Raw genomic sequence first — 23,189 nt, 5'->3', positions numbered from 1 at the left:
TCGCATTGTCTTTGACAGCAATAGCATTTCTTGCTGCATACTTTGGATGTTTATTCAGGGCGTTTAGCAAAGATCCCAAGTGGGGGTTATATGCTTATCTTTTAGCATTCTATGCACACCCCGTTGGCCGCTGGTGGGGACAGTCTCTGCCAGATCTAAGGTGGTCTTTCTTAGCGGCGCTCGTCACCTTGATAGCCGTATTTTTTTCAAAGAAAAAGGGGCGTTGGCTCAGCTCAAAAGAGTCAAAGTACTACTTAGTATTTTTGCTTTACCTGTTAGCTCAATACCTTTGGGTGCTGAACAGTGCTTTTCACACAATTTTTGTGTTGTTAGTGGTCAAATACTTCATTCTTATTCTCTTAATACAGCAATGTTTAAAAACCAAAGAAGACGTTATTGGCTTTATTATCTGTAACGCGCTTGGGGCACTATATTTTGGTTATTTAGGGTATTCGTATGGTGGAGGAAGGCTTGAGGGCGTTGGTGGGCCCGGAGTCGAGTCTGCTAATGGGCTGGGCCAGCATCTATCGATTCTGCTTGTTATCTCTTCATATCTGTTATTAATAAAAATTGGAAAGATAAAGTATTTATTGCTCTTCGCCGTGCTGGTGATTCTGAATACCATTATGTTAACAGAGAGTCGTGGGGCATTGTTATCTCTGGTGCTCACTGGCGTAGTTGCTATTTTCTTTGTGCCGCCTAGCGTTAAAAAAGTCTTCTTTTCATTGGCCATTCTTGGTGCGGTAGCCTTTGGGTTGCTAATGGGGCCTCAAATCATCGAGCGTTTCAAGAGTACTCAAAAAAATAGTTATGGGCAAATTCAGGATAAGAGCGCAGCTTCAAGGCTTGTTATCATTAAAGCGCAATACGAAATTTTTAAAGAGAAGCCTTTATTAGGTCAGGGGCACCGTACAACATTGGTTTTAAGTCCGTTGTATATCCCTCAAGAGTATTTGTCCAAAGTGAAGTCTGGAGAGCAAGTAGTACAAAGAAGGGCGTCACATAACTTTTTAATGGGTATGCTAACAGATCATGGGATTATCGGTGTTAGCTTATATGGGCTGATTTGCTTGTCTTTATTTAAGAGTTTACTCAAAGTGAGAAAAGTGATTAAGGCCGAAGCAAAAGTTGATAACGAGTTACTATTAATTCAAGCTGGGCTGTGCTTGGGTTTTGTTTGTTACCTAATTGCTGGAATGTTTTCAAACAACAAAATCTTTGAGATTGCCGTGTGGCTTATTGCGCTAATACCAATAATAAACAGACTTTTAGAACAGTCATTAAGTAGGAATCAAAATGCTAATTGATGGACGCACACTGAACGAAGGTGAAGTAATCAATACTGACATCTGTATCTTAGGCGGTGGGCCTGCCGGGATAACATTGGCAAATGAACTCAATGGAAACGCTTTAGATGTAGCTCTATTAGATGCTGGCGGAGAACAGTATGAAGCCCAAGTTCAAGAGCTTTACGAAGCTGACAGCGTTCCAGAGTATTATCCTGACCCTAAAATATCGCGACTTCGTTTTCTAGGTGGTGCTAGTAATCACTGGGGAAACAATACGTCGCCTTTTTCGCCTATTGACTTTGAAAAGCGGGATTGGATAGGGAACAGTGGTTGGCCCATCAGCTACGACGAAATGGTGCCTTATTATCAGAAGGCTGCTGTGTACTGTCAAACAGGAGATGATGGTTACTCTAGTGAACATTGGTTGCCTTTAATGGGGTTAAACGACCTGCTTTCAGAAGCTAAGTTTTCTCGACTAGGCATAGCTAAAGCGTCTTTACCTCCTACACGCTTCTACGTGTCACATGGTAAGCCTCTTGTTGAAAGTGATAACGTAAAACTTTATACGTATGCAAGTGTAGTTGATTTAGAGTTTGATGAGTCTGATAAACGCATCATTTCTGCTACTTTTACATCTTACAATGGTAAAACACATAAAGTGGTAGCGGATCGATTTGTACTTTCTATGGGAGGTATGGAAAATGCGCGTATGCTTCTGTTGTTTAACGAGAAGTATAAAAACAAGATAGGTAATAAGAACGATATTGTGGGAAGGTATTTTATGGATCACCCCACAATGAATGCCGCTCACCTTATTAGTGATCTTCCAAAATTAGAATCAATGACCCGCTTTGAAGGTCAGAGGTTTTTGGTTGCATTTTTTGAACTGCAAGAAAAAGTTCTGAAAGAGAATGAGTTAATCAACCTCCGCATGCCAGTTACAAGTGGTACTGAGTATGGAATGTCTGATGGAATTTCTTCATTTCATATTCTTAAAAATGCATTGATTAGAGGTGAGCTCCCAGAAGATTTGTTCACTCATTATGGCAATCTGATCCTCGATGCGGATATGGTTATAGAAGCGATTGCTAGAAAGCAGTTTGATACCAAAGTTTTTGAAAGTGCTAAAAATAGCGCTGGTTTTCAAATACCCATGATGGTAGAGCAAATTCCTGAAAAGAATAACCGAATATATCTTTCATCTAAAAAAGATAAATTTGGCTTAAACAAGCTTTCAATCGATTGGCAGGTCTCAGAGCGAAATAGAGAGCTAATGTGGCGATCCCTTGAAGTTTTTGCAAGAGACATGGGTATTACCTCAATCGGAAGACTCAGGTTGCTAAAAGAGAGAGCATCAAGACTTTTTGGCGATCAAATGGGCTTTGGGCATCATCACATGGGAACTACTCGTATGTCAGATACTCCAGAGAATGGCGTGGTGGACAAAAACTGTAAAGTGTTTGATGTTGGCAATTTATATGTTGCTGGTTCTAGTGTTTTTCCAACGGGTAGCCACGTACCTCCTACACTGACAATTTCCGCAATGTCTGCACGATTAGCAGAACACCTTAAGAGTGGAGTGTAAAACATGACAAGTAGAAGAAGCTTTCTTAAAACTGTTTTGGCCGCAAGTTCATTATCTGTTACAAAGTGCTTTGGTCTTGAGTCAACCGCAGATAGTGGGAATCTGGACTATCTGACTTCATTATACGAAAGCTGGGCCAACCACTATGAACAAACTCCGGAGAGTTATCTAGCTTCTTTGGGAAATGAGATTAAAGACCCTTCTTTTTACAAAAGTAAAATCAAACATGATTTTTTGACAGATGATGTTTTTGAATTTGACGGTGTGATCTTAAGCAAAACAGAAGCCGCAGGGATATCAACGCTACTAACATTGTAGCTACCCCAACCTTATGAATGCATTGCTTTTACGACTTTATTTTGGGTTGAAAAAGAGTAGTGGTAAAGAAATGAAGCATGAGAAAAAATAAACAATCTCTGTTATTCAAAAAAAATGATAAATACAACACGCTCTGCCCGCTGCTGGAAAAGAGTATGAATATAGTTAATAGGATTTTCTGAAAATGTGCGGGATATTAGGAACGCTAAATTTTACTAATACGGTTGATGAGCAACGACTTGCCTCAATGCGAGACACAATGCCGTATCGTGGTCCAGATAGTAACGGAATTTGGATTTCTAACAATTTGCACTGTGGTCTTGCTCATTTGCGTTTAAGTATATTAGACCCGACGCCCGCTGGCCATCAACCTAGGGTAGAAGAGAATGGTCGTTTCGTTATTTCGTATAACGGCGAAGTGTATAATTACATTGAAATTAGGGCCGAACTTCAGAAAAAAGGTTATACGTTCGAAACGGGCACTGATACTGAAGTTATTTTAAGTGCGTACATTGAATGGGGCGAAGATTGCTTAAATCGCTTCAATGGTATGTTCGCCATTGCTATATACGATAATGAAACCGAAACCCTATTTTTAGCCCGAGACCGTTTGGGCATTAAACCTGTTTATTACTATCAAGATGAGCATGAGCTTATCTTCGCCTCTGAAACCAAAGCAATACTAAAAGGGTTAAGCGCGCTTCCAGACCTTAATGTCGAACTCATCGATGACTACATGAGCTTTGGATACATACCTGGTGAAAAAACCTTGCACAAAGGCATTAACCGACTAATGCCAGGGCACTACGCCATTGTGAAAGGTCGCGAAATGAAAATCACGCAATGGTGGGATTTAACATTTAACAATGACGAAGACAAAGGCTTCGATTATTACTTAAATGAGAGTAAACGGTTACTTGAAAGTGCCATCGATTTGCGGTTAAGAAGTGATGTGCCGCTCGGTATTTTCTTAAGTGGTGGCATTGATTCAAGTGCAGTAGTTGGGCTGCTTGCAGACAAAGTTAAAGAGCCGTTAAAAACGTTTTCGATAGCCTACGATTTTGGTAAGAACTTTGATGAAACACAGTACGCCAGAATGGTGGCAGACAAGTTTGGTACTGATCATCATGAGTTAAAGATTACCCCTCAACAGTTTGCCGACTTTATTCCTGAATATATTCACTTAATGGATGAGCCAGTTACCGAGGCTGCTGCTATTTCCCTGTTTTTTGTTTCAAAACTGGCAAAAGAAAAAGTGACAGTTGCGCTTTCAGGTGAAGGTTCTGACGAAATATTTGCTGGGTACGACCTGTATCAGTATATGAATGTGTTAGAAAAGTACCGCGGTGTTGTTGGTCAAAAAGGCACAGAAATTTTTGCAGGAATGGCCAATAAAGTATTGGGTAAAAGCCACAAAGTATCTAAATACTTAAATATGGCAACGCAACCAATAGAAAAGCGTTACAAAGGTATGTCGACATACCCCGATGCACAAAAAGAGGCTTTGTACCGTCCTGATTTTAAAGTAGAGCTAGAAAAAGCTAAAACAGAAACTGGCCATGGTGCCTTTTCAGCGAAGTTGTTTGATAAAACAAAAGGCAACGACCAACTAAGTAAGATGCTTTATTTCGATACAAAGACGTGGTTAGTAGACGATTTGTTGATTAAAGCTGATCGAATGAGCATGGCTACATCGGTTGAGCTTCGTGTTCCGTTTTTGGACTACAGACTTGTAGAGTTTGCCGCTAGCATTCCTTCTAAACACAAAATCAATAAAGGTGAAGGTAAATATCCATTGAAGAAAATGATGGAAGGTATTTTGCCTAATGACATTATTTACCGTAAGAAAATGGGCTTCCCTACACCGTTAAAGTTAATGTTTCAAAATGAGCTCAGAGAGTATGCAACCAATCTACTATTGGCTGAAGACACTCGAGTTCACAAGTTCTTTAAAAAGGAGCGTATTGCGCAGCTGATCGAGGAACACAACGCTGATAAGTATGACCATCATAAAACCTTGTGGCAATTGGTGGTGTTAGAAGAGTGGTTGAGAAAAAATAGCTAGAATACGATGAATAGAAAAAAAATACTCGCTATCAGTTATTTGTTTCCAAATTCGGAAAAACCTAATCACGGTATATTTGTGTATAACCGCTTAAATGCCATGGCTAAGTATGCCGATGTCACGGTTATTAACCCTATACCTTGGTCACCGTTGCATTCCTTTATTGATAAGTTTAAACACCTAAGGGATATTCCTGCTAAGACCCAGCGCGGTAATCTGACCATATATCACCCCAGATACCTGTCAATTCCAGGATATGCAAAAGGGATTGAAATTCCTACCTATCGCAGCGCAGTGAAAAAGGTGATTAACGACATCGGCTTCGATTTTGATTTGATTGACTTGCATTGGACCTTCCCAGACCTTCCAACAGGTGACTATTTAAGTAACCGTTACGGTGTGCCGTATAGAGTAACACTTAGAGGGATGGAAGCCTTTCATATTCAAGATGGTGACGTACGTCAGGGGTCTGTAGCACAGTATTTAAATAAAGTTGGTAGCATTATTTCGCTCAGTACTGAGATGGCTAATCAAGCAATATCAATGGGGGTAAGCCCGGAAAAGGTCACGGTAATTCGAAATGGCGTAGACACCGAAATGTTTTTCTACAAGCCTATTGAAGAGAGTAGAGCACTTTTAAAGCTGCCGAAAGAGCATAGAATTGTGCTTGGCGTAGGATCGCTTATTCATCGAAAGGGCTTTGATGTTGTCATTAAGGCCATGGCTGAAATTGAATCGAAAGAAAAGCTGTTTCACTTCTACATATTAGGTTCAGAGGGGCCTGAAGGTGATTACAGAAGTGAGTTGAAAAAACTGGTAAGAGAAAAAGAGTTAGAAAATTTCGTGCATTTTGTAGGTGCCGTTCCTAACGAAACACTAGTCGACTGGTATAATGCAGCAGATGTTTTTTGTTTATCAAGTAGAGGGGAGGGGAGCCCCAATGTGCTTACAGAAGCATTGGCTTGTGGTTGTTCTGCGGTAAGTACCAAGGTTGGCAGTGCGCCTGATATTATGGAGAGCGAAAAAGATTTGGGTGTTTTGGTTGACGTTGACGACAGCCACAATATGAGAGATGCCCTATTACAGCTTTTATCTAAAGAAAATGATAGGCAGCAACGTGCTGAAGTATTTGGAAAGTACACGTGGGATTGGTGTGCAAAGCAAACCTTTGATGAGTAAAACGCGAAATGAAAAGTAAAGTTACAGACTCCACAACAAAAATTTCAAAATATATTAAGCCGTTCTATCAGCAAATTAGATATGCCACTAACTCGTCGTCAAGAATCGTCGCGATACTAGGATGTCAAAGGTCAGGCACAACATTACTATCCAGAGTACTCGACTCTTTTACCTACACTCGTACTTTTGGAGAATTTAGTTCGCTATCATCAGAATGCCCGAATAACATAAGATTAAACGCTTTATCAGATGTAAAAGTGACACTAGGTAAAGTCAAAGCTCCTCTAATAGTCATGAAGCCCTTAGTCGAGAGCCAAAATGCCATTAGTCTATTGGACACGCTTGAGAATATTACTGCTGTTTGGTTATATCGGAATTATCTCGATGTGGCACTCTCTGACCTTAAAAAGTTTCCAAATACATCTGGCCGAGGAAATTTGCAACCTATTCTCGATCGTGATGAGAATAATTGGCGCTCACAAAACGTTCCTAAAGAATTAGTTGAAACTGTAAAGGCAGTTTATTCAGATTCACTCACAGAATTGGATTGTGCTTGTCTGTTTTGGTTTGTAAGAAACTCACTATTTTTCTACCAAGGGTTGGAAAGGCGTGACGATGTGGTTCTGTGGAAATATGAAAACCTCATGTTTGAACCAGAGAAACATTTTTCACAGTTATCTGACAAACTAAAAGTAAACCTTTTAGACTATGATTTTTCAAAGACATTTTCAAAAAGTTCCATAAAAAAAGAAAGTGGTACTAAGTTAAATGTTGAGGTGGAGAGGCTTTGTCAAACGTTGATGACTAAACTTGATGCACATTGCGTGCGTTAACTAAGTGCAACCTTTAAGGCTCATTTAAAAAGAAAGTCTTTAGGCTTTTCTCGGTACTTAGCTCCAATTAAAGAAGTACTTAGTTAAGACAAGCTTATAAGAAACAAGTAATATTGGCAGCGTAGATAACACTTGGTTTTTTTTCAATGGAATTGTGCCAGACTTATCTACCACTTTAATTTAGATTTGAGGTTTAGCGAGCAGAATAGCTTGTCTAGCTCTTATATTTTTCCTTCCGTTTTTCACTACAGGTATATCCGTGAGAAGTGCATTTTTGTGGTCTTTTGCATCAAATTATCTTGAAGTCATTATTAGGATTGTTTCTGTAGTTGTTCTTGCACGGTTGCTTACTCCAACAGAAATCGGAACATTTGCAATAGCAGGTGCTATTTTCGCCGTTGCTCAGATGTTTAGAGATATGGGGCTATCAAGCTATTTGATAAAAGAAGAGCATTTAACTGATGAAAAAAAGTCGGGTGCACTTTTTGTTTCATGGTTTATATGTATTTCACTCAGTTTTATAATTTATTGCTCTTCCGATTCGATTGGAAAATATTATTCGAACGCTGAAATTGGCGAAATCCTCAATATTTTTTGTATCAACCTTTTGCTTATCCCTATTGGTATACTTGAACAAAGCCACTTGAGAAGAAAATTAGACTTCAAGCGACTAGCGGGTATAACTGTGTTGAGTCAAAGTGTACACCTAACGATCGCAATATTTTTTGCTTACAAGGAGTGTGGCGCCCTGAGCCTTGCATATGCGTCGCTGGCGGCAACGACAACGACAATTATCATGGTTAAAATTCTAGTGCCTAGTCGCCAACTACATTTGCCAATTATGCGACATGCAAAGCTGGTTTTGCCCTTTGTGTTTCGTGTCGGTGGCGCGAATATATTGAATAGTTCCAATGAGCAAGGGCAACCTATTATTGTTGGTAAATTGCTAAAAGAAGATGCCGTGGCCATCCTGGACAAAGGGCTTGCTGCGATAATGATGCTCGATCAATTTGTGTTTAACGCTATCCAAAGAGTATTAGTTCCATTGTTTTCGGAATTAAAAAGGGAAAGAAAAAATGTTCAAAGTACTTATCTAACAATAGTTTGTGTAGTTACATGTATTGCATGGCCATTTTTAGTTTATCTTGGGTATCATGCAGAAATTGTAGTGCTAGTTCTCTTTGGAAAGCAGTGGATTGGAGCTATAGCTCTTATTCCTTTTCTATGCACAGCTTTTGCAATTGCTACTATAAGCCGTTACGTGAGTGAATTACTAACGAGCACTGGTTTGGAATCACAATTACTTAGAATTAGTATTGTTGTAACTGCAGTGAGGTTAACAACTCTCATATTAGTTGCATCGTTTGGACTCGTTGCAATTGTCATGTCATTGGTTGTGGTTGAGTTGTTTAAGTTTGTAATAACCTCTTTCTACATAAACAAATACTTAAACATAAGCCCTTACGATATTTTAACGGCGTGCAGCAAGAGTTTTATAGTAATGCTTTTTTGCTTAGTGCCCTTGATACCCTTTCATTTATTGAATTGGGATTCAAGCTCATTGATTGTCGTAGTCTTACACTCATTATTAGTATGCGGAGTATGGTTAACTTCCCTTTACCTAACGAAACACCCCTTACTTCAAATGCTCTTGAGCTTAACGGGGAGTCAAAGATTAGTCCCCCGCGACTAGCTAAAAACGGTTATTAAGATACTTTTTGATAATCGTCTTCTTGTCCTCGAAGAGATGGCTAAGCAAAAATATTAAGAAAAAAGAAATACTATAAAACATTATGTGGTAATAAATTGAATCCATAGAGTCTTTAAATGCTACGGCCAAGAATTGAATTATTGGCCTGTGAAATAAATACATGGAAAAAGTAACGCTTCCTAAAAGCCTAATTACTTTAACTGTTCTTTCTGAAGAAAAGTTGAAGAAGGAAGTTAGGTGAGGCGCATAGTATAAGTGAATACTAAATAAGACTGCGTCGAAGTAGTCTCCTGCTAATTCCTCTCGCTCAATAAATGGTAACGAAGTTGGTATGCTTCGCAAATCAGGAGCAAAGGCGATAATAAAGCCAATGGCAACAACACTAATACCCGCTTTTAGCTTACTGCGCGGCGCTTTAAATCTTTGATGCATTTTATAAACGAAATACCCGAAGAGCCACGTAGGAAACAGAATAAGTATTGATGGGCCTGCTAGAATGCAAGCAGTAATTGCTAGCGTCCACTTGTAAGTCTTTTTTACGAAAAACACGATTCCAAAAATAACATAGTAAAATACTTCATAACTTAATGACCAAAATGGCCCGTTGATTCCGGGAGGCTGTTGTAATCCCCAAATATTGTTAAGCATGAAAAAAGATAAAATGTAGTTTTCGAACTGTGACAAGTTTAAATAACTAGCAGTTAACAAGGGGTCAAACTCAGGATTTAAATAGATCCCAGCAAGGTCCAGAACCGCTGTTAACACTAGCGCTGGGAGCAGTATTGAATAAAGTCTTGCAATTCTCGCAAAAGAATAAGACTTTAAATTAGTTTCCTTTCCTTCAACAACAAAAGCTATAACGTAACCTGAAAGTACAAAAAAAACGATTACTGCGGTTTGGGCATAGTCTTTGAATTGCCAAAATAATCCACCTGTCAATGATTGACTAGAGCTGTGGGAGAGGAAAACTACCATGGCTGCAAAAAAGCGAATCACATCCATGTACAGTGAAAAATCTCTACGCACTATTCATCTCCATTACTACTTTCTTGTAAACGTGCTCTAGTTTTATTGCGATTTCACGCCATGAATAGCTCTTAACTGAGTTTCTGAGTTCCGTCGCAATGAAATCTTGCATCAAGAAAGTTCGAGCTTCTTCAATCGCTCTTAAAGGTAACTCGGGGTCAACTTTAAGCAAACAATGCTCTAGTGCTTGACTATCGAGCCCTGTATTTTTGGTCATAATCACGGGAGTTCCAGCTGCCAATGACTCAATAGCGACTAAACCAAATGTTTCACTGTGGCTTAGCAGCATAGTTGCAGTAGCATTTTTATAGAAAGATAGTAACGATTCACTCTGTGGAGGTAAAACGCCTGCATATTTGACATTACTAAAATCAGACATGATCTGATTGTAATAGTTTGTGTCTATTATTTCGCCGGCCAAAACGGCGTCGTAGCCCAGTTCACAGGCTAATTTCACTGCTGTATACTGATTTTTATGCTTATATACCGCACCTGGTATAAAAATGTACCCTTCTTTATTGTTGCTTACTGAAGCCTCAAAGAATTTTGAAGATACGCCGTTAGAGAGAATTGTGCACTTTTTCGGCGATAATTCAAATATTTGCCTAAGGACTTCTTTTTCTTTTTCGCTTTGAACGATTACCTGGTCGGCTTGCTTCACTGCTTTGTGAGTGTACTTAATAGATGAAAAAATATTTTCACCAGCGATGCCGGACAAAAGAAAACTAGTTATCCATTTAAAAAAAAGTATCTTGCCAATCTGTAATTTGGAGTAATTGGGTTGAAATACAGGTGAAAATACTACGGGTATTTTTTGTCTTTTTGCTTCGTTTACCCATACATAATTTGCATGTGCAGCTGCGAAGACATGAATTAGATCAAAGTCGGATAACTGCTCAGTGCGGTCGTCTATTACATCAACCTCTAGTCCCAATAGCCTTAATGCGTTTATGGTTTCGTTAATTTGGACTTGAATACCTCCAACCCGTTGAAAAACTGCGCCATAAGTTACAATTCCGACCTTTAAATTTTCAAGGTTCATGTACCGCCCACGATAATGTTTAGCCAAATTTCAAGTGATTAGTCTATCAATAAAATATGCAATATTGAATCTGAATAGAGTCTTATACTGCCCCGATCTTTTCGTTTATCAAAAGCAACGATAAAAGCGATTGAGACAGCTTAACGAACAGCCTGTGTAGGCTAAGATTTGCGGCTAGTACGTATATAAAACAAAGTTTATGTAAACTTAATGTCGGCGGAGAGTTACTGGCGCCCTCCGCACATTTTCCTGCCCTCTTAGCAAGCTACATATAAAGGAGCTCTATTTTTTTAACAACTAGCGAACTGTTAACTGATACGTTTGAACTAATGTTTATTAAATCCAACCATGTAATGTCTAAATCAGCTAATTCAAACTGACTGTACCCTGTGCCAGGCTCTTGCGCGACTTGATCGAAGCCAGAAACTGTTGTTTGTGATAGTTCAAGCCAAGTGCCCCCTTGAATTTGTCTACCCTCATAATCGAAAGAAATCATTGGTGTAAACACTAATTCTTCGCTACTAAAATTCTTCCAGGTAACTTTTAACTGCGCATTAGCTTCAATATTAATGCCGTCACCTTTTATTCCTTGGTAGTTATACTTTCCGTTATTTCCAATAACTGTGCCCAGCCCCTGTTCGTAAAACCCTGTGTAGTTATCCATAAATACCGAGTTTAGGCTTTCATGAAGTTCGAATTCATTCGAATTTTGTAAAGAAAAGTCTGCCAAAACTACACTTGTTTGAAATGCTTGCGCTTCTATCGCCTTCGTAAAGTTTATTGGCATTTCACAGTAATCAGATTGGTCGAATTGTGCACTTACCAGTTCGATTCTTTCTAACAAAAGTGTTTTGTTGTTAGAGAAGTTGCTGTTTATATTAATGCTGTACGGATTTAATGGTGCAGCTACCATTAGCTCGGAAACGGCAAAATTTCCACTCGTTGCATTCACAATATCTAGCGATACCCACTCATGACTTTCGGCTTGGTTAAAGCGATGTTGTGCTGAAAAAGACAGGCGTGGAGCAAATGAAATAGCGTCTTCGCCAATATTTTTCCAAACAAGTCTTATTTTATCACCTGCATCCAGATAGATGCCTGAACCTGAAATCCCTTGGTAGTTATACTCAGCGTTGGAGCCAACTAAAGTCGTCATTCCACTTTGATATACGCCCGTGTATATGTCATGAAAAACGCTGTCGAAGTAGCTTGATGGTAAATAGGTTTGGCCGAACTCTACTAGCACTTTGCATTGACCAATTCTCAATTGGTCTTCAGTTCGTACATCTATTTCTAGCTCAACATCAGTTGTTTGGCCTACGTTATCAATCGCAGAAAGGATGACGGTGTCGGAGCTTGCTTGTGATGCGACACCAACTAACTTGTTGCCCTCTAACGTTAGGCCATTGGGCAGCCCTATTGCTTGAAGATTGTAGGGGCTTTTACCACCTTCAACCACAATTTCCTGCTCGTAATTATAACCAACAACCGGTTGATTGATTTCAGACGTCTTGATTTGCAATGGGTAATTAACATCTACAATAGTGTAGTCGATAGTCTTAACAAGGTTCTTCTTCGCTACCTGGCCAACCCCTGGAACATCAACAAGCATATTGTCTTCTTCATAATAATTACCTTCAGCGCGCTCTGAAATATCGCGAACGGCGAAGTAGACAGTGCTACCTTCCGATAGGTAAGTAAGGTGCTCATCTCTTAGTTTTAATGATGCCCAAAGTAGATTGTAGCCATTATTAGGTTTGTAGATAACGCCTTCTGCATTTGATTGTCTTCTGTCGAAATTTGTGACAAAAGCTGGTGTGAATGCGCCCTCAAAATTACTATTGTCAATTGGCTCGAAAGAGTACCGTACCTCATACTTTGCTGAGCAATCTAAACAACGATATTTATCTTCAAAAGAAATGTCGAATTCGCTTGAGTCGGGCGAGTAGCCTACCGCAAGTGTTTTGATAGTTTCTTCGTTTTCGTAAGGCTTATAATTTGTGCTTACTTCGTCAATGTAATACACACTGTTTGCTGGTAGATATTTAGAAAAATCAGCTCGAAGGTTAAATGCCGCAATATTGGCAAAATAATCTGTACCGCTGCCTGCATATTCAGACCCGCCTTCAACAAAAGCGTGAAGGTCGTTTTCGCCGCCACTGTTTTTATGTGTCGGGCTTGCATCGAACTGTATTTTAGTCCATCCCCCCATAGGAATATTAGAAGCATGGTGGTAGTAATGAGCACCTTTGCTCGTATCTATAAATGGATAAAACGAGAAGCTTTTGACCGGTGAATTATAGAACTCTGTAGAATACTTATCGATATCTACACTATTTTTAGGCATTAAAACCCACACCGTTAAGCGGTTCTTTCCCGAAAACTGTTCAATCTTACTCGTTGGTGTCGGGCCCTTGTAATACAAGGCAATATCGCCTGGTAGAAGCGACTGTACACCTAAGTCTTCATCAGAGATGAACTCTTTTTTACTTCTAAGCGGTGTACCATCGGATTGTGAGTTACCGTTAGCATCTTTATACATTCCGCCTGTGAGATGAACTCGAAGCGATGTTCCTTCGACAGAAAACTCAGAACTTGAGTCAATATATCCGTATTGAAGCCAACCCATATGATCAGAGTTTCTTTCATTATAATAGGGATAAAACTTGGAACCATCTGCTCGACAAAGCTTAGATTGCGCTTCGCCATTGTATATTTGGCAGGGATTTTCTCCCTTATCCGAATAATACCAATCGTCAAAGCCGCGCTCTAATTCACCGTTCTGGAAATCGAACGACATAAAAACATCTGGTTCTGCATTAATAACGGGTGCTGTACTTACTGTAACAGCGGTAAAAACACTCAATAGGCTCTTCATACAACTACTCCTGAAAGCACCTAACAACAAAGTGATTACAAGTGTAGATATGTACATTTTTTGTTCAAGTTACATTGGGTGTGTGTTTAAGAAACTAGTTATGAGCATTCATTCTTAACCTAAACCAGTGCTATAAGCGCGTTGTGCAATTGTCTTGCTTTGTTCTCTCTACTGTGACCGTCAAGATTTCTTTTTATTTCAGCGGATTGCTGTTCAATGATAGCCAAAAGTGCGACTTTTGATTCTGCTTCAGAATAGCAACTTACTACGCCAGCGTGATTTGCGGCTAAAGTTTGCGTAGCGCTACCTGTAGGAGATTTAACCAAAAGTGGTTTCTGTGTTCTCAAGTATTCGTAAAGTTTTCCAGGTATCTGCTTGTTAAACCTTTCGTCCTGTATAAGTAAAAGTGCACTACACTGCATCATATTAGACAAAGCGTTAATGAAAGGAACGGGAGGAATAAATTTGACAAGGTTTACTATACCTAATTCATTAAGCGTATGATGAAAGTCTTGGCCATCACCAGCGCCTTGAAATATAAGTTCAAAGTTGTCTTCGTTGATCTTTCCTTCACGTTGCAACAATGCAAGAGCACTGAAGATTGGCTTAGGGTCTCTGCCATGAGGATACAATACGCCTGAATAATATAAACTAAACTTGTCAGTTGAAAACGGAGATTCCATAGCGGGTAACTCAGCTAACTTTTTAAAGTTGCTTTCGTCAAAACCATTCTCAATGACCATGCTTTTTTCACTTACTAGGTCACCATATTCTTTGCAATACAAGTCGCGCACTTGTTGCGTGGCAAATGTAAGCGTGCTGGCTTGCTTTAATGTTTGTGAGTCTATTTTTTTATGCTGTTTGTCAAGGCGCTTGCCTGCAGAACCGTTCATGTAATGAAATGGGTCTCTGTAATCTGCAACCCAAGGAATGTTACCTTCAGAAGATAATTTCTGAGCAATATAATGTGTACTGGGTATGGGCGATGACGACCAGATTATATCGGGTTTGTATTGCTTCAACAGCTTTTTGCCTTTCACAAGTGCACATGGGATCCACGTTAACCCCCATCTGTCAGGCATTTCCATTGAAGATAGGTATTTGCCTTTTATTGATAGATGTCGTGGTACATCAAGTGCCATCGCTCGATAAACTAAGTCTTCTTTACCGTCTTGATAGCTATTATCAATGCGTTGATAGGCCTTAGAAGAGGCCGTCAATACAACCACTTTCCATCCCCATTGTTTCAAGTAACGATAGAAGCTTTCTATTCTAGGCACCGACGCACCGTTACTAGGGGGAAACTCAAAGGCTATCATTAAGAGTGTTTTGCCATGATTAGTCACTGAGTTTCTCTCCTGCTATTTTTTTTATTGAAATACAAAACTGATTGAGCTCTTTTCTGTGAGGCATAAATCTGGGAAGTCTTGTTTTAGGGCTGTTTAACGTAATGCCGCCATCATTGGTGGCAAAACCATACGCTACACCGCTTTGCCGCAACATCTCTTCATGTTGTTCGTTAAAATCTCGACCAAACCAACCATTTGGATAGGCGAAACACGTTACATTTTTGGGAAGTAGCTTGTTAAGAAACATCACAGAGAGCTCGATTTCGTTGAAAGCTACATCGTCTGCCTGATAAGCCAAAATACTATGGGTGTGTGTATGGGCGCCAATGCAATGGCCTCTGTTTTGTAAATCAACCAGTTGAGGCGCTGTCATCATGCACCGTGGCGTTTCTGCCTTCCCAAGAGTTTGTTGTAATTCTATTAGGTGGCTGTCTCGTGTGCTATTGGGCAGTACTTTCAACTGACCGACAAGAGATAAGTAAGCGGCGGCTTTTTGCTCTTCTGTATCAAGGTTAAAATGCTTGCCATTAAACACTAAACTCTTTGCTTTAGTGCACTTTACTATTTCCAACAGTTCGTCGTTCCATAGGTAGCCACGTTCAGTACCTTGTGTTGAAACAAAAAAGCTGGCTTTGCCTCCTACAGACTCGATAACAGGTGCTGCTAATTCATAATTATCCTGATACCCGTCATCAAACGTAAGACACAGGGCGTTACTAGGAAGTGTATTATTTTCTAGGCACTGCAATGCATCTTCCAGTGACATCAAGGAAAAGTGCTTACTCAGCTTTCTAATTAATAATTGAAAATTATCAAGGTGCCAATCGTCTGGGCAGAACGCAGTGGCAGTGGGGAGTACTCTGTGAAAATACAACACTGGGAGAGGGGTACTTTTAAGCTTTATCTTATTAACGGCATCCACTGCTTTTAATACAACAGAAAGCATATATTTCCATTCCCGAGTCAATTCTAGTTAGGCAGCTTATGTTATGGTGCTTACCTTCAATCAAATATTGCAACCAGAATACATGGTGAATGAATTGAAGTGAATTGATAAGTGTATAGTTTACGCATTATTGGCTGTAATTATAGCAAAAGGTAGGGCAGAATAATGTGTATTCAAGGATGCGCATAATAAGATAAAAATTAGTAAGGCTTACCAATGAAGAAAGTGCTCACCGTTTTCGGCACAAGACCGGAAGCAATAAAGATGGCTCCGCTAGTCCACGCGCTTGCGAGTGAAAAGAATATTGAATCTAGAGTGTGCGTTACTGCGCAGCATCGTGAGATGCTTGATCAAGTATTAGCATTGTTCGACATTGTGCCAGATTATGACTTAAATGTTATGAAGCCGGGACAAGACCTCTATACAGTCACTACCAGTATTCTAGAGGGAATGAAGCCAGTACTTGAGGACTTTAAACCCGACGTAGTCTTGGTCCACGGTGATACTACAACAACTTTTTCAGCGTCTTTAGCTGCCTTCTATCAACAAATCGATATTGGTCATGTTGAAGCTGGCTTAAGAACTGGTAACTTATATTCACCTTGGCCTGAAGAAGCTAATCGCAAACTCACAGGTAGCTTAACGCGTTACCATTTTGCCCCCACAGCCCTGTCACGCGATAATTTACTCGCAGAAACAGTCAGTGAGGATAACATTGTAGTAACAGGTAACACGGTTATTGATGCATTGTTGTGGGTGCGAGAGAAGTTATCCTCTAACACTGCACTGTCTAATAAGCTAGCGGAACGTTTCGATTTTCTAGATAAAACGAAAAAGCTAATTCTGGTAACGGGTCATCGACGAGAAAGCTTTGGCGGAGGTTTTGAGCGAATCTGTCAAGCACTTAGTCAAATAGCGCAACAGCGAAACGACGTACAAATTGTCTACCCAATGCACCTCAATCCTAATGTTAGAGAGCCGGTAAATCGCCTTCTGTCGTCGCTTGATAATGTATTTTTAATTGAGCCTCAGGATTATCTTCCTTTTGTGTATTTAATGAATGAGAGTCACATAATCATTACTGACTCGGGTGGTGTACAAGAAGAAGCACCATCGCTGGGTAAGCCTGTTTTAGTGATGAGGGATACGACAGAACGTCCCGAAGCAGTTGCTGCAGGTACAGTCAAATTGGTAGGAACAGACATAGAAAAGATAGTCAATGAAACTATTTCATTGCTAGATGACAAAGATAACTATGCCACAATGTCTGCAGCGCATAACCCATACGGTGATGGCAAAGCATGTGAGCGAATCGTATCAACTTTAGTAAGGGACTAAAATAATGGAGTTTAAGAGAGTATCGGTTATTGGCCTAGGATACATCGGGTTACCTACAGCTGCAGTCATTGCTTCAAGAGGTATTGAAGTAATTGGTGTAGAAATTAATCAAAAAGCAGTAGACACCATTAATCGTGGTGATATCCACATTGTTGAACCTGACCTAGACATTGTTGTTCAATCAGTTGTGGCAACTGGTAAGCTTAAAGCTACACTTGAAGTTGAGCCTGCTGAAGCATTTATGATTGCGGTGCCTACACCTTTTAAGAAAGGCAATGCAGATCAAAATAGCCCTGACCTTAGCTATATCGAGAGCGCAGCAAAAGCTATTGCACCTGCCCTGGAAAAGGGAAATTTAGTCATACTTGAATCTACAAGCCCCGTCGGTGCAACTGAAAAGTTAGCGCAGTGGCTGAAAGAAGAACGACCTGATTTATCATTCCCGCAAGATGTGGGTTCACAGGCTGATATCAATATAGCACACTGCCCAGAGCGCGTTTTACCTGGCTATGTATTACAGGAGCTCGTCTCTAACGATCGCGTTATCGGCGGTATTTCTCCTGCGTGTAGTGAAAAAGCGAAGGCGCTTTACAGTACTTTTGTTCGCGGCGAATGTATTGTTACCAATGCAAGAACCGCAGAAATGGCAAAACTTACAGAAAACTCTTTCCGCGATGTCAATATTGCGTTTGCAAATGAGCTTTCCGTGATTTGTGACAAATTGCAGATTAATGTGTGGGAATTAATTAAACTGGCAAACCGTCACCCTCGAGTAAATATTCTCAACCCAGGACCAGGCGTAGGCGGCCACTGTATAGCTGTAGATCCTTGGTTTATTGTAGACAGCTGCCCAGAGGAAGCTAAAATCATCAAGCAAGCACGCTTGGTGAATGATGCAAAACCGCATTATGTTGTTGAGCAGGTACTTTCAGCTGCTGATGAGTTTAAGAAGCCTGTCATTGCTTGTTTGGGTTTAGCTTTCAAAGCTGATATCGATGATCTAAGAGAAAGTCCGGCGCTTCAAATTGTAGAAACACTATGTGCAAACTCTGAAGCATCACTGTTAGCGGTAGAGCCAAACATTCATGAATTGCCCCCGTCATTGGCAGAAAAAGGTGTTGAGCTCGTATCCTTCAGCCAAGCAATTGAGCGCGCCAACGTTATAGTTGTTCTGGTTGACCATAAAGAGTTTAAAGCTGCAGATAAAACAAGTTTAGCGCGCAAAGTTGTTATCGATACGCGTGGCATCATGTAATAGCTAGCCCTTAGGATTGCGCTTTCCATGATCAAATCTGTTGCAACAGTTGTTTGTAGTCTCCTTGCATTTTCATTTAATGCGTCGGCGAATGGTGTGCTCGTAGACGGTAAACCATTCGCTTCATTGAAAAGTGCAATCTCTAGCATAAAAGATGGCAGTCGAATTTATCTAGAGGCTGGCGTGTATACCGAAGGTGCATACATCAAGGCGAGTAATATTGCTATTTTAGGTGAGCCAGGTGTTGTTTTTGACGGCGCATTGGCCGATGGCAAAGCGGCTCTGGTTCTTACCGGGGATAACGTAGAGGTAGAGTCAGTAGAGTGCGCGAATATTTCAGCCCCTGCGGGTAATGGCGCATGTATCCGCTTTGAAGGTGCTAATCTTGTTGCACGTGATATACATGTTCATGATTGTGAGTCGGGCATTATGACCGCCAGTGATGCCGGAAAAGTCGAGGTGTCATATTCTCGGTTTGAAAGGCTTGGCAACCGCAATGGTTACGCTCATGCGTTGTATGTCAAAGCTGATGAATTGCATTTTCGCTACTCTTCCATTTTGAGTACCAAAATGCAGGGGTCGGGAATTAAGTCTCGCTCAAAAAAGGTTGTTGTTGAAAATAGTATAATTGCTGCTCTTGATGGGGTAGATAGCCGTTTAATTGATATGGCAAATTACGGCGAGCTAATAGTTCGCGACAGTATACTTCAGCAGGGTAACAACTCTTCCAATAGCCAACTCATTGCCTATGGGTTGGAAAAGAAAATCAAACAAGAGTTTGAGATTAATAAAATAGTAATTAAAGATAACTTGATTTTCTTTGACCGCAGACAAGCAAATGTATTGGTGCGAAGTCGTTTGGAAGATGAGCGTATTATAAGTGGTAACGTATTTGTTGGGGATTTTAATAACCCAAACGAGTTTGTTGAAGGCAATTTGTGGTATATGTCTAGAGCAAAAGCACACGTTACATCAGCGCCCTATTTACCTCAAATCCATGAAAAACAAATTGTAATGGACAGAATAAGAATTATTGGTGAAGCACAAAATGATTGATGGAAATAACGCATCTTATGTTGTGAGCGAATTTTCAGACAGTGATGCAGCGGCGTGGGATAGCTACGTTGATAGACATCCAGAAGGGACGCTTTATCACAAAGCCGATTGGGCTGGACTTATTCGAAAGACTTTAGGTCAAACTCCTCGTTACCTAAAGGCACAAGACTCTAGTGGGAAAATTGTAGGTGTTTTGCCTCTCGTCAATTTAAAGAGTTTAGTGTTCGGGAACTTTTTGGTGTCTATGCCGTATTTTAATTACGGAGGCGTTTTAGCTGATAGCGAAGAGATAGCCTCGGCGCTGGTTAACGCGTCGACAGACATTGCAGATAAACTGAACGTGTCGCATGTTCAGTATCGTTGCTCTTCTGAGTGTATGCCAGAGACATTCCCAGTTGCTACGCACAAAGTTAATATGATTTTAGATTTACCAGAGTCACAAGATGCGCTAGGTAAATCGATTGGTTCGAAACGTCGCTCTCAAATTAAACGGCCAATTCGAGAAGGTGTAAGCCACAAAATTGGTGGGAAAGAATTAGTTGATGATTTTTACGAAGTGTTCTGCATCAACATGCGAGACTTAGGTACACCTGTTTACAGTAAAAAATTGTTCGAGAGCATATTTGAAATATTTCCTGAAAACACAAAAATCTGTGTTGTGTATTGGGAAGGAAAGCCAGTATCTACAGGCTTTTTAATGCATTATAAAGATCGATTAGAAATTCCGTGGGCAAGTACTGTGCGCTATGCCAACAGAATTTCAGTAAACATGTATTTGTATTGGCAAATTCTTTCTTATGCCATTGAAACTGGCTTTAAGCAGTTTGATTTTGGGCGCTCGACAGTTGATGCGGGTACCTACAAGTTTAAAAAGCAGTGGGGGGCACAGCCACAGCAATGTTATTGGTACCACTATGTACCAAAAGGGAAAGATCTTCCCGACTTGTCTCCTGATAACGAAAGTTTTGGTTTGGCAATAAAAGTATGGCAAAAGCTGCCAATACCAATTACCAAAATAATCGGGCCACATATTGTAAAGGCTATTCCTTAGAGAATAGCCTTTTTTTTATTCCTCTTAACCAATGCTCAAGTTTCGTCTTTAAAGAAGGGCGTTGGAAGAATAAGTAGCTGAACTGAAGTGTGTTGTCAGTAAATGAACGCTTGTAGCGGTAATCTCCCGCCAAAAAATCGTAATGCTTTAAGCCCTGTTGGGAGCACCACTGAATCACAAAGTGATGAAGACTGAGGCCATATTTTATTTTGTTATTGGTACTATTCTCGTTGGCTGATAAGTAGTAATAAAACGTATCCTTGTGCACAAATCCAATCAGCACTGCGACAACATTGTTTGCATCTGACAATTCGGCACTAATCAGTTCAGTATTGTCGTTGTATTTTGCTAGTAATTCGATGTGACTGACGAAAGCGTCGGTGCAAAATCCGCTTTCTTCTTGCCACGTGTTTTCATGCATTGGCTGCAATTTAGTAAGTGCAGACAAATAATCCTCAGTATCTCTGGAAACGGTAAAAGCGATACCCATCTGCTCAATTAATTTACTACTTCTTCTAATTTGAGAGCGTGCTTGTGCACTTTTGTACTTGGTATCGCCGTCAGCACTTATTGGCAGCTTGTATCCAACTGAATGAAGGTAGTCTCTTACCCAGAAACCTTTGAGAATTGCACTTGTTTCATCGCACACGCCTTTTTCGCTAACACCTAAAATAAACTCGTCAACATCAGGGAAATGAGAGATGACAAAAGACCACATTGCCGCGCGAATAGCCCTTGGGGCACGCGCATCAAGCACAAAATCGTTGTACTCTATCCAACTCTTATCCAGTGCGTCATCACCAGTTTTGTGAAGATACAATTGTGTATAGCGAAATAGAATATTTCGGGTTTCTTGTGTTTTAACAAAAAGGCCTAGACCAACTGTTTCATCGCAATGCACAGCCTCGGTGAGGTAGAGTGTATAGCCACTATCCAATGCATTGTGAGCAAAACTGGCTATCCAACGCCAACTCAAGAAGAATGCACAATCAGCACGATTAAAAAGAGTGGTCCACTTATTTTCTAAAAGGAGAAGTTGTGCCGTGGAATTTACTTTATGAGACTTAACGATAATCTCGGACGATGGGATGGTTTCACTCAAAACAATGTTTTTCTTCTGTTAAATCGAATATAGTATTCCAGCATCATATTAACCTCAGTATGGAAAATGAGAATCGGTGAGTCAATGAAAAAGAAGGTAGTGCATCTTGTTTACAGTATGGGGTGCGGAGGGTTAGAGAAAGTAATTGTAAATCTCATCAATGGCTCGTACGACGATGTTGAACACATCATTATCTCGTTAATTCCTGAGTTCGAAATGACGGCAGGTATCATTCCCGACGTCGAAATATTTTGTTTAGACAAAAAGCCAGGCAAAGATATAGGCTGTCATTATCGCTTATATAAGTTGTTGAAGAAGATTTCCCCTGATGCAATTAATACCTACAACTTCGGAACTATTGAGTATCACGTCACTGCATTTCTTGCTGGCGTAAAAACGCGCGTTCACAGTGATCACGGACATGGCGGCGATGCCCAAGACGGTTTAAACAAAAAGAATAACTTTATTCGTAAAGTGTCATCATTGTTTATCAATGACTACGTTGTAGTTTCTCAAGACCTAATGGATTGGGTAACTAAGGTGGTTGGTGTAAAGCCAAATCGTTTACATCTTATCCAAAATGGCGTTGAAGTACCTGACTCGCTTTCAAATATAAAAACAACGGCACCCACATCACCTATTATTTGTACTGTAGGGAGGCTTGACCCTGTTAAAAATCAAACGCTGCTCCTCAATGCGTTTAAAATTGTGCACGATAGATGTGCTAATGCAAGATTGAAGATAGTAGGGGATGGTCCTGAACGCGAAAATCTTGAGCGCGAGGCTGCGCAGCTAGAGGTTGCACAATTTGTAGATTTTATGGGTTATCGTGAGGATGTGCGAGAGCAGCTTATAACGAGCGACGTTTTTGTACTGTCCTCACATTATGAGGCCATGCCCATGACTATTTTGGAGGCGATGGCGGTAGGCTGCCCTGTTGTAACAACGGATGTCGGGGGAATAAGGCATTTTGTTGACGACACTTACGTTGCATATTCATCGCCCGGCAAGGCAGAGGAGTTAGCAGATCATTTGTTACGCTCCTTACAATATTTGCCTGAACAACAAGAAAAAATAAAAAAGTCATTCGAACTTGTTAAGAGCAGTTACTCGCTACAAGCCATGTCTGCTCGCTATACATCAATTTACTACAATAAGAATTAGGA

The 23,189-nt window shown here is 40.3% G+C and carries 18 protein-coding genes; 12 read left to right on the top strand and 6 right to left on the bottom strand.

All coding sequences use genetic code 11. The features are described from left to right. The first annotated feature begins 5 nt into the window (after window positions 1–5). The 7 genes from LHL20_RS08645 (at window position 6) to LHL20_RS08615 (ending at window position 8,962) form a co-directional block, all read left to right on the top strand. Window positions 6–1,307: an O-antigen ligase family protein gene (locus tag LHL20_RS08645; protein ID WP_226433007.1), complete on the top strand. Its 1,302-nt coding sequence runs from the start codon at window positions 6–8 to the stop codon at window positions 1,305–1,307. Next, window positions 1,297–2,874: a GMC oxidoreductase gene (locus LHL20_RS08640; protein ID WP_226433006.1), complete on the top strand. Its 1,578-nt coding sequence runs from the start codon at window positions 1,297–1,299 to the stop codon at window positions 2,872–2,874. Before LHL20_RS08645 ends, LHL20_RS08640 begins: the two co-directional genes overlap by 11 nt. A gap of 3 nt (window positions 2,875–2,877) precedes the next feature. Further along, the gene (locus LHL20_RS08635; protein ID WP_226433005.1) at window positions 2,878–3,192 is read left to right on the top strand and encodes a hypothetical protein; all 315 of its coding nucleotides are present in this window, start codon (window positions 2,878–2,880) and stop codon (window positions 3,190–3,192) included. Window positions 3,193–3,376: 184 nt separating this feature from the next. Further along, window positions 3,377–5,257, top strand: a complete 1,881-nt coding sequence (asnB, locus tag LHL20_RS08630; protein ID WP_226433004.1) for an asparagine synthase (glutamine-hydrolyzing) — start codon at window positions 3,377–3,379, stop codon at window positions 5,255–5,257. Window positions 5,258–5,263: 6 nt separating this feature from the next. Next, on the top strand, window positions 5,264–6,436 hold the full coding sequence (locus tag LHL20_RS08625; protein WP_226433003.1) for a glycosyltransferase: 1,173 nt from the start codon (window positions 5,264–5,266) through the stop codon (window positions 6,434–6,436). Between the two features lie 8 nt (window positions 6,437–6,444). Continuing rightward, on the top strand, window positions 6,445–7,269 hold the full coding sequence (locus tag LHL20_RS08620; protein WP_226433002.1) for a sulfotransferase domain-containing protein: 825 nt from the start codon (window positions 6,445–6,447) through the stop codon (window positions 7,267–7,269). A gap of 259 nt (window positions 7,270–7,528) precedes the next feature. Then, window positions 7,529–8,962 (top strand): oligosaccharide flippase family protein, encoded by a 1,434-nt coding sequence (locus LHL20_RS08615; RefSeq protein WP_226433001.1) that lies wholly within the window; start codon window positions 7,529–7,531, stop codon window positions 8,960–8,962. Here the strand turns inward: LHL20_RS08615 and LHL20_RS08610 are convergent, their stop codons facing one another. From LHL20_RS08610 to LHL20_RS08590, 5 genes are all read right to left on the bottom strand, one after another. Continuing rightward, window positions 8,963–10,006, bottom strand: coding sequence for an acyltransferase family protein (locus LHL20_RS08610; RefSeq protein WP_226433000.1), 1,044 nt, complete (start codon window positions 10,004–10,006; stop codon window positions 8,963–8,965). It abuts the gene before it with no gap. Further along, window positions 9,999–11,048, bottom strand: coding sequence for a glycosyltransferase family 4 protein (locus tag LHL20_RS08605; protein ID WP_226432999.1), 1,050 nt, complete (start codon window positions 11,046–11,048; stop codon window positions 9,999–10,001). Before LHL20_RS08605 ends, LHL20_RS08610 begins: the two co-directional genes overlap by 8 nt. Window positions 11,049–11,313: 265 nt before the next feature. Beyond that, window positions 11,314–13,926, bottom strand: coding sequence for a hypothetical protein (locus tag LHL20_RS08600; RefSeq protein ID WP_226432998.1), 2,613 nt, complete (start codon window positions 13,924–13,926; stop codon window positions 11,314–11,316). 119 nt (window positions 13,927–14,045) lie between these two features. Further along, the gene (locus tag LHL20_RS08595; RefSeq protein ID WP_226432997.1) at window positions 14,046–15,272 is read right to left on the bottom strand and encodes a glycosyltransferase; all 1,227 of its coding nucleotides are present in this window, start codon (window positions 15,270–15,272) and stop codon (window positions 14,046–14,048) included. Further along, complete coding sequence (locus LHL20_RS08590) at window positions 15,265–16,221, bottom strand: polysaccharide deacetylase family protein (RefSeq protein ID WP_226432996.1); 957 nt, start codon at window positions 16,219–16,221, stop codon at window positions 15,265–15,267. The genes LHL20_RS08595 and LHL20_RS08590 overlap by 8 nt, the downstream gene beginning before the upstream one ends. Before the next feature lie 216 nt (window positions 16,222–16,437). Between LHL20_RS08590 and wecB the strand changes: the two genes are divergently transcribed. The 4 genes from wecB to LHL20_RS08570 are packed head-to-tail and all read left to right on the top strand — an operon-like array spanning window position 16,438 to window position 20,921. Then, entirely contained in the window at window positions 16,438–17,559 is a 1,122-nt protein-coding gene (gene wecB / locus LHL20_RS08585; RefSeq protein ID WP_226432995.1) for a non-hydrolyzing UDP-N-acetylglucosamine 2-epimerase, read from the top strand. A 4-nt stretch (window positions 17,560–17,563) separates the two neighbouring features. After that, window positions 17,564–18,814, top strand: a complete 1,251-nt coding sequence (gene wecC, locus LHL20_RS08580) for a UDP-N-acetyl-D-mannosamine dehydrogenase (RefSeq protein ID WP_226432994.1) — start codon at window positions 17,564–17,566, stop codon at window positions 18,812–18,814. Window positions 18,815–18,841: 27 nt separating this feature from the next. Next, window positions 18,842–19,870 carry a hypothetical protein gene (locus LHL20_RS08575; RefSeq protein ID WP_226432993.1) on the top strand — a complete coding sequence of 343 codons (1,029 nt, stop codon included), beginning with the start codon at window positions 18,842–18,844 and terminating at the stop codon, window positions 19,868–19,870. After that, complete coding sequence (locus LHL20_RS08570; protein WP_226432992.1) at window positions 19,863–20,921, top strand: FemAB family XrtA/PEP-CTERM system-associated protein; 1,059 nt, start codon at window positions 19,863–19,865, stop codon at window positions 20,919–20,921. The genes LHL20_RS08575 and LHL20_RS08570 overlap by 8 nt, the downstream gene beginning before the upstream one ends. Here the strand turns inward: LHL20_RS08570 and LHL20_RS08565 are convergent. Beyond that, window positions 20,911–22,023 (bottom strand): GNAT family N-acetyltransferase, encoded by a 1,113-nt coding sequence (locus tag LHL20_RS08565; RefSeq protein WP_226432991.1) that lies wholly within the window; start codon window positions 22,021–22,023, stop codon window positions 20,911–20,913. The genes LHL20_RS08570 and LHL20_RS08565 overlap by 11 nt on opposite strands. Window positions 22,024–22,107: 84 nt before the next feature. Between LHL20_RS08565 and LHL20_RS08560 the strand changes: the two genes are divergently transcribed. Beyond that, entirely contained in the window at window positions 22,108–23,187 is a 1,080-nt protein-coding gene (locus LHL20_RS08560) for a glycosyltransferase (RefSeq protein WP_226432990.1), read from the top strand. The last annotated feature ends 2 nt before the right edge of the window (window positions 23,188–23,189 follow it).

It is taken from the genome of Alteromonas sp. McT4-15 (assembly GCF_020515205.1).
Taxonomy (GTDB): Bacteria; Pseudomonadota; Gammaproteobacteria; order Enterobacterales; family Alteromonadaceae; genus Alteromonas.
This window is presented reverse-complemented; position numbering and strand designations above follow the sequence as displayed.